This window comes from Candidatus Aquicultor secundus, from assembly GCF_002791875.1.
In the GTDB taxonomy this organism is placed as follows: Bacteria; Actinomycetota; Aquicultoria; order Aquicultorales; family Aquicultoraceae; genus Aquicultor_A; species Aquicultor_A secundus.
Map to the genome: position 1 here is coordinate 1 of NZ_PFNG01000203.1, position 7902 is coordinate 7902.

Annotated in this window: 9 protein-coding genes; 8 read left to right on the forward strand and 1 reads right to left on the reverse strand. The window is 51.3% G+C overall.

The window, feature by feature from the left end; all coding sequences use genetic code 11:
* The 8 genes from COY37_RS08425 to COY37_RS08460 all read left to right on the forward strand — a co-directional run.
* The coding region (locus COY37_RS08425) for an MFS transporter (protein ID WP_286977207.1) at positions 1 to 780 on the forward strand (780 nt) is incomplete at its 5' end.
* Between the two features lie 118 nt (positions 781 to 898).
* A complete protein-coding gene (locus COY37_RS08430) occupies positions 899 to 1195 on the forward strand; it encodes a carboxymuconolactone decarboxylase family protein (RefSeq protein ID WP_286677652.1) in 297 nt (98 codons plus the stop codon).
* 98 nt (positions 1196 to 1293) lie between these two features.
* Positions 1294 to 1776, forward strand: a complete 483-nt coding sequence (locus COY37_RS08435; protein ID WP_286677653.1) for a hypothetical protein — start codon at positions 1294 to 1296, stop codon at positions 1774 to 1776.
* Positions 1773 to 2285: a permease gene (locus COY37_RS08440; RefSeq protein ID WP_286677654.1), complete on the forward strand. Its 513-nt coding sequence runs from the start codon at positions 1773 to 1775 to the stop codon at positions 2283 to 2285. The genes COY37_RS08435 and COY37_RS08440 overlap by 4 nt, the downstream gene beginning before the upstream one ends.
* A complete protein-coding gene (locus tag COY37_RS08445; RefSeq protein WP_286677655.1) occupies positions 2285 to 2554 on the forward strand; it encodes a universal stress protein in 270 nt (89 codons plus the stop codon). The genes COY37_RS08440 and COY37_RS08445 overlap by 1 nt, the downstream gene beginning before the upstream one ends.
* Positions 2555 to 2676: 122 nt before the next feature.
* Complete coding sequence (locus COY37_RS08450; RefSeq protein ID WP_286678426.1) at positions 2677 to 4512, forward strand: efflux RND transporter periplasmic adaptor subunit; 1836 nt, start codon at positions 2677 to 2679, stop codon at positions 4510 to 4512.
* A gap of 24 nt (positions 4513 to 4536) precedes the next feature.
* Positions 4537 to 5256: an ABC transporter ATP-binding protein gene (locus COY37_RS08455; protein WP_286678427.1), complete on the forward strand. Its 720-nt coding sequence runs from the start codon at positions 4537 to 4539 to the stop codon at positions 5254 to 5256.
* Positions 5243 to 6436 (forward strand): ABC transporter permease, encoded by a 1194-nt coding sequence (locus COY37_RS08460; protein ID WP_286678428.1) that lies wholly within the window; start codon positions 5243 to 5245, stop codon positions 6434 to 6436. Before COY37_RS08455 ends, COY37_RS08460 begins: the two co-directional genes overlap by 14 nt.
* A 23-nt stretch (positions 6437 to 6459) precedes the next feature.
* Here COY37_RS08460 and COY37_RS08465 read toward each other — a convergent pair whose 3' ends face one another.
* Positions 6460 to 7689: a transglycosylase SLT domain-containing protein gene (locus tag COY37_RS08465; protein WP_286678429.1), complete on the reverse strand. Its 1230-nt coding sequence runs from the start codon at positions 7687 to 7689 to the stop codon at positions 6460 to 6462.
* Positions 7690 to 7902 lie beyond the last annotated feature (213 nt).

The following is a 7902-nucleotide window of genomic DNA, read 5'->3' on the forward strand; positions in this document are numbered from 1 at the left end:
TCGTTTTTGGGGCAAGCTCTTTCGATGGGCATCGGCGGCACGATTGCCTTTTTCGTAAGCTGGCGGGGTGTCTTTTTTGCTTACGCCATCATTGCTGCTTTCATTACCGTGCTTCTTATTTCAACCAGTAAAAAGCTATCGGGTCAATTAACTTCGAATCCTAATAGTCAAGTATTAGCGCCGTACGCCAAGCTTTTGGGTCATTTCCCAAGCTTAAGGGCATATATTGTGGTTGTGTTTGAAGGCATCTTTATTCTCGGATCGTTTTCATATCTCGGGGCGAATATCTCCCACGTTTTTAACTTCGGCTATTTGGCCATCGGCCTTATTATGACGGCTTTTGGTATCGGTGCCATCCTTGCTGGTCGCCTGGGCGGAAAAGTTGCAGCCAAGACAGGCAGAAGGCGTCTTATTGCTTTCGGACTATTGCTTGCCGCAACTGCCGATCTTCTAATCGCCACATTCTCAACTAACCTTGCAGCAACTATTATCGGGGTGTTCTTACTGGGACTCGGCTTTATGTTCACCCACTCTACTCTTTTAACGCTGGCAACGGAGTTTGCCAAGAAGGCAAGAGGCGTGGCCATGTCCTTGGTTGCGTTCTCGTTTATGGTCGGCGGCGCGATTGGAACCAGCATCGGTGGCAGGTTTATCAATGCGCTCGGTTATCAGTCGTTTTTTACGACGTACGGGATTTTGCTAATCGTCTTAAGCCTTATCGCTTATGTAGCTATATCTGAAGTTTCACTTGCAAAGGAGGAGGCAGAGCTTGCGCTGTAAGTGCGGCATTATGGCTCTTGGCTAAGCCGCCTGTGCATTTAGCTACCAACAGTGAGGTGCCCTGGCACGTTTTAAGCTTAAAACATTCGATAATTAACCGAAAAGGAGACAAGAACAAATGTCTGAAAACATGCAACCTACTATTGATGAAATCCTAAAGAGAATCGAGGCCGAGGTGGGGGCGGTTCCTGAAACCATGACGCACCTGGCTTCGCTCAAGCCCGAGATGGTGCGCGAGCACGTGAGAAGCAAGCAATTTGCATTCTCTCAGGAATCGATACCGGAAAAGTACCGTCAGCTGATAACGATTGCGGCGGTTGCGGGCGCGGGAGTGCCCACTTGCATCGCGACGCAGGTCAGATCGCGCTTCGCAAAGGCATCTCCGCTGATGAGATCGTCGATGCGCTCATACTAAGCCGCTTTGCGGTTGCTTCAACGGTATTTACGAATTCCGTCGAGGCCCTTCGCCTGCTTTCCGAGGAGCGCTGATATTGAAACGGTTAGGAGGCAAAGTTGACAACCACCGATTGGAGTTTGCTTATTGTGATGGCGGCGGCGCTTGCGATCTCCTGGATCAAGAACCGCGAACTCACAAAAAAAGCGATTAAGATAGGATACAAGAGCTTTGTTAATGTGCTGCCGTTTTTCATCGTGGTTTTTGCCGCAATCGGGCTTTTTGAGGTGCTGATATCGCCGCAAGCAATCCGCGGCCTGCTCGGCGGTTCACGGGGAGTTTTGGCACCTGTTATTGCTGCGGTCCTTGGAAGCATCGCTTCCGGGCCTCCTGCCGCCGTGTTCCCAATAGGGCGGTATCTGCTCGACCAGCACGCATCGGTTACCGCCGTTGCCACGCTTCTTACCGCGTGGGTTGCCGTGGGGACGGCGTCGCTTCCGGCCGAGATTGCCTATATGGGCAGGCGCTTTGCATTGACTCGCTGGGCGGTAACATTTGTCTTTTCGATCATAGTCGGGGTCATTATGGGGTGGCTGCTATGAGACTTGTAGCCACTAGGCTTATAGGGTGGTCAAAGAAAAACTGGCTTTTGTGGGTTGCGATAGCCGCTTATGCCCTGTTGGCCGCGGTGCGCCTTACCGAGGCAAAAACGGCGGCTATCATCGGTGCGACAACGTTTGCAAGCGTTGCGGTGACGCTTGTAACCGTCTTTATCTTTGTCGGGCTTTTTCAGGTCTGGGTGCGCGAAGAGTTTATTTTAAAGCATCTCGGCGCGCTTCTTGGGACGGCCATTCACGGCCCACTGGTCGGGGTGTTTCCGCTGCTTAAAACGCTTCTTAATAAAGGCGCCCGGCTTGGGGTCGTCATTGCAATCGTGTCGACGTGGGCGATCAAGGTGCCGATGATACCTCTTGAGCTTCGCTTTTTTGGTTGGAAATTTACACTCGTGCGGCAGCTTCTGCTTTTTGCATCCGCATTCGTAATGGCGCCGATTATGGAACGGTTAATTAAAAACGTACCCGTGCTCAGAGAGAGCAAGGAGGAAGAATAATGAAGAAGATAGTCTATCCAACCGATGGATCCCCAACTGCTAAAGACGCGCTCCGAATTGTAGCCGATCTTGCGAAAGAAGAGCGCTCAGAGGTTATCGTCGTGGGCGTTGTCCCGGTCGTAGAGATTGAGGGGGTTAAAGATGCGGAGATGGGTGACTTTATCGAAGACGCGTTTCAAGGATTTGTTTCGTTTCTGTCACATTCCGGCGATCGGCAGTGTTATATAGTAGTGTTTGATTGTATGTTATCTAAGCAAGCGGTGATATAATAATTTGTTTAAGGGATGTTTATTAGTTTGTCACTATGTGCAACCGACCGGTACTAGTCTAACCAACTAACTAATTACTTAGACTAGTATCGGTTATACTTGTCTGGGGAAAGGGAGCTGTATTGAGCTTATCATCGCAAAATAAGGGCGCAGGAAGAACCCGACCAAAATTAAACCGTAAAAGGATTGCCGCAATCGTTGCACTTCTATTCGTTGCACTCATCGCTTGGTGGCAGATTTCACTATCATCGCGTGCCACGGCGGTAAAGGCGGTCACTGCTGAGATAGGGAACATCGATATCCTGGTGTCGGCCCCAGCTAAAGTAACGCTCCCGAGCCGCGCCGAGCTTAGCTTTAAATCCGGTGGGCGGATTCAACAGATAAATGTTCGTAAGGGTGATAAGGTTGTAGCGGGACAAGTGCTCGCTTACCTTGATATGAACTCGATACTTCCACAGGTAAACCAAGCTCAAGCGGGCTTAAAGATAGCGCAAGCAGGTCTAAATAAGCTGCGCTCAGGGCGCAGTCGTTCTGAACTAGCTGTTTCTCAGGCGCAGGTCGACCAGGCCGCTACGGCGGTAAGTAACGCACGACGTAGTCTTAAAACAGTCAATAAGATTGTCGCACAAGCGAAGAAAAAGGGCGCACTTAACGTCGATAACGCATCACTCGGCGTGGATACCGCGGCCCAGCAGCTCAATAAAGTGAGAGGCGGCGTAACGTCACAGCAACTTAGTGTTGCCATAGCGCAGAGGGATCAGGCGTCCCAGGCGCTCGCCGACGCGCAGGCGAATTACGATAAAGTCTCCTCGCTCAATTCGAAATCGAGCGAGGAAGCCCAACAAGCGTATAACAATGCGTACAACTCTTTCATTGCGTACACGAGTGCCAACCCGACGGATACGGCTTCAACCGTTTACTATCAATACTATAATGCCGTCCAATCTGCCATTAAGGCAAAGGACAGGGTCTCGGCCGCAAATGATCAAGCGCTTCAGGCTGCCCAGGCTCAGATAGACTCTGCCCAGAAAGCCTACGATACGGCAAATGCGCAGTATAACCTGACAACGGCATCGGCCCGCAACGAAGATATCACTATTGCTCAAAATCAATTAAAACAAGCCCAGATCTCCCTTGAAATTGCGAAAATCGGGCAGGATGACGGCAGTTTGGATTCTCAGCTCGACGGCGCGCAAGGGCAACTCGACACGGCGCTTAAATCAGTAAACGTCGCGGTGGCCCAGCTTGAGCTACAGAAAGATGGGCCGCGCACGGCGGATCTTAAGCAGGCGCAAGGGCAAATCGAACAGGCGCAAGCACAAATCGAACAGGCGCAATCCGTAGCAGAAGATGCGGTTTTAAAAGCGCCGTTTTCAGGCAGGGTCGCGGCCGTAAACGGAAAAGCCGGTGAGATTGCGGGCATAAGCGCTGCCGCAAGCGCGGCGGCAGCCGGTGGCGGATCATCCTCCCTTATTACCCTCATTAATTTCGACAGGATCGAACTTACGGCAGATATCGATGAGGCCGACATCGGCAAAGTTAAGGTGGGACAAGATGCGAACGTCAAGCTCGATGCCTATGAGGGTAAGACCTTTAAGGGCAAGGTCACCGATATCTCGTTGCTATCCGCGAAGAACTCGACAGGCGGCACGATCTTCCAGGTAACGATAGTCGTTAACCCAGTAAAGACCGAATTTCGAGAGGGTATGGGTGGGGATGCCGATATAACTACCGCGAGCAAGAAAAATATATTGACAGTCCCGTTTGACGCCATAAAAATAAACGGTAAAAAGACGGTATTTGTCATCCGCAACGGCATCGCGCAGCAGCAAGAAGTTAAGATCGGGTTGTCGTCGGATACTTCTTACGAAATAACAGCAGGTCTTAAAGAAGGCGATCGCGTTGTTGTCGGCAAATCCACAATAACAAACGGCCAGCGGGTCAAGATAGAACCTTGATATCAGACGAATGGTTTAAAGCATATGGCAATTGAAGCACGGAACCTCTACAAGACCTATTATCTCGAAGATGTTGAAATCAATGCGCTCAACGGTGTTTCGCTCACGATTGAGGATGGCGAGTTTGTATCGATCATGGGCCAGTCGGGCTCTGGGAAATCGACGCTGATGCATGTCATTGGATGCCTCGATACGCCTACCGCCGGGTCGCTCCTTATCGACGGCCAAGATACTTTAGATCTCTCGGAGAACGAGCTTGCCGACCTGCGCTTGCAGAAGATAGGCTTTGTGTTCCAGGCGTTTAACCTGATCCCGCGAGCATCATCGTTGAAAAACGTGGAATTACCGCTTATCTATGCGGGCGTAAAGACCATTGAGCGGCGAGAGCGCGCTATTGCCGCGCTTGAGGCCGTCGGCCTGGGGGATCGCCTCAGCAGTCGCCCCTCGCAGCTCTCCGGCGGGCAGCAGCAGCGCGTCGCGATTGCTCGGGCGCTCATAAACAACCCGGGCATAATCTTAGCGGATGAGCCAACAGGAGAGCTCGATTCAAAATCCGGCACGGAGATCATGGAGATATTATCCTCCCTGCACGACCAGGGCAAAACCGTTATTCTGGTTACGCATGAAGCTGAGGTTGCGGAGTATACCAAGCGACTTGTCAGGCTCTTCGATGGAAAAATCGTCGAGGATGGGCCCACAACTAAGAACATGACTGGTGGAAAACGAAAAAATGAACTTACTTGAGAGTTTTCGGTTGGCAGTCGATGCCATCATCGCGAACAAAATGCGATCAACGCTTGCCGCGCTTGGCATCATTATCGGCGTTTCGGCCGTTATCCTGCTTGTCTCTGTCGGACAGGGCGTGAGAAGCTCCGTCACAGGTCAAATTCGTAGCATAGGATCAAACCTGCTCTACGTCTTGCCGGGTAATATGAAGGCCGGGCGGGGGGGACCTGGTAGCGGCGTTAGTAACAGGCTACGTCTCGATATGGTGCGCCAGATCGAGCAAGGCTCACCGCATGTCGCGGATGCCGGTGCGGTGGTTAACGGCTCGGCAATGGTTAAATTCGGCAACAAAGAGCGGGACACCACAGTGATGAACGGCGTGACGGCAAACTATGCCAAGTTGACCAACTATAACCTCGCAGAGGGGGAGTTTCTAACAGATGTCGATATCAACGGCGGCCGAAAAGTCGTTGTGGTCGGACAAACCATCGTCAGCGAACTCTACAACGGCGATAGTCCGGTTGGCCGCAATATATCCATCAACGGCCAGCGTTTTACCGTTGTCGGCGCCATCGAGGCGAAAGGTTCAACCTTTGGTATCGACCAGGATGACGTTGTTTTTATCCCGATAACAGTGGCGCAGCGCCTTCTCGGTACCGACCAAATAAGTCAAATTCTCATCGAGGCGACCGATGAAAACAGCGTGGATACGGCAAGCGATGAGGTCACGCGGGTTCTTAGCAAGACCTTAAAGAAGGATGACTTTAGCGTCGCATCACAAAAAAGCCTGCTTGGCACCGTGCAGAACATCACCGGTATCCTGACCGTAATGCTTGGCGGTATCGCCGGGATATCGCTTATCGTAGGCGGCATCGGCATCATGAACATCATGCTTGTCTCCGTCACCGAGCGAACACGCGAGATCGGCATCAGAAAAGCCGTCGGTGCAAAAACGCACGATATCCTCATGCAATTCGTAATCGAATCGGCGACGCTCAGTGTAATTGGCGGTTTAATCGGTATTTTAATCGGCATCGCCGGCTCGCTGTTGCTGCGGGCGTTTTTACCAAGTGAGGTAACTATCTGGTCGGTTGCTTTGGCCTTTTTCTTCTCCGCCGGGATCGGAATCTTTTTCGGCGCATACCCGGCATTTAAGGCATCGCGTCTTAGCCCGATTGAAGCGCTGCGGTATGAGTAGCTGCAGATAGAGCAGTTAGTTTACTATTGCCCGGCTATGGCAAGAATGGATCGAACGTAATTTCTCGTTTCGCTATATGGGGGGATGCCTCCATATGACAGCACTGCGCCGGGGCCCGCGTTGTAGGCGGCAAGGGCTAAATCCCATCTGCCGAAGGTCTTGTATTGCATGCTCAAATACGACGCACCCGCTTCGAGCTGTTGGCTGGGGGAGTTCTTAAACTCTTCGATGTTGTACCCCATGGCGGTTATGTTAAACGGCATTATCTGGGTGAGCCCTATCGCGCCGGAGCTTGATACCGCCCGGTAATTCCATCCCGATTCCTGGTTGATAAGGGCGAAGAACAGTTTAGTTGGAATCCCGTATTTCTTGGCGGTTCCTGTGGCAAGGGCCGCTAGGTTTCCGGCGGATACGCTGGGTACTCTATTGGCGTCGCCGATGCCGCTGCTTTGTTTCTCGAGTGCACCAATTTGACCTGCTATTATGTTTGAGCTGGCCCTGAGTAAACCCGCGCTCTGTGCGAGCCGGTCTTTTTCTTGCTTGACCAGGGCATAGAGCTTCTGTTGTTTGCTTACCTCATCCTGAAGTTGCTTTTGTTGCGCGATAATGCCGCCCTTTTTCGCATTGATGCGCTTTTCCTCGGCGATGAGGTACTTGCGCTGCTCGCTTATGGCGTTCTTCATGGTTTCGACCTGGGTGATTTCGCTTGAAATGGTTGCAGTCAGCTGTTTCATGTTAAAAACGATCTTACTATCCGCCTTGGCGATCATGCCTATGAACGCAATGCGGTTAACCAGGTCGCTGAAGTTCTGCGACCCTAAAAGCACGGTGATAACGCTTAGGCTCTTATTTTTGTAAGCGTTGACGAGGCGCTTATTGAATACCTCTCGCCTTAGGGCAAGGCGCTTTTGGGCATCGGCAAGTTTTATATGCGTTGCAACGAGGCGCCGCTGCATCTCACGCAATCTCGCATCGGCATCTTTTCTCTTGGCGATCATATCGATGAGCTGCGTTTGCATGCTATTGAGCTGCTTTTGCGCCTGGACCAATTTCTGATTGCTTGCCTGAATCTGCCGGAGGGCTTCGTCTTGCTGTTTTGCGACATCGCTTCGCTTAGCCTCCGTCGCCTTTATTTGGGCATCGATATTCTTTAGCTTCGTCCGCTTATCATCTAGCTGGGAGGCAAACGCGGTAGGAGCCAGGAGCAGAAGCGTTACTACGATAACTATTAGGGTTCTTGTCCGATGAAACATGCGAAAAATTACCATATATAGCTTAAGTTAACCAGTAATAGTGGTGCAGGTCAACTTATTAAGCCGGCGCAAAGCACTGTCGAAAGCCTGTGACAAGCATTTATAGTGATAGCTTATCGTAGTATCACCGGAATGAGCAGGTACTTGCTAGGCAAGCGGTATGCTGATTTACGGTTACTCGGAACAGGCGGATGGTGTATCCGAAATGGCGCA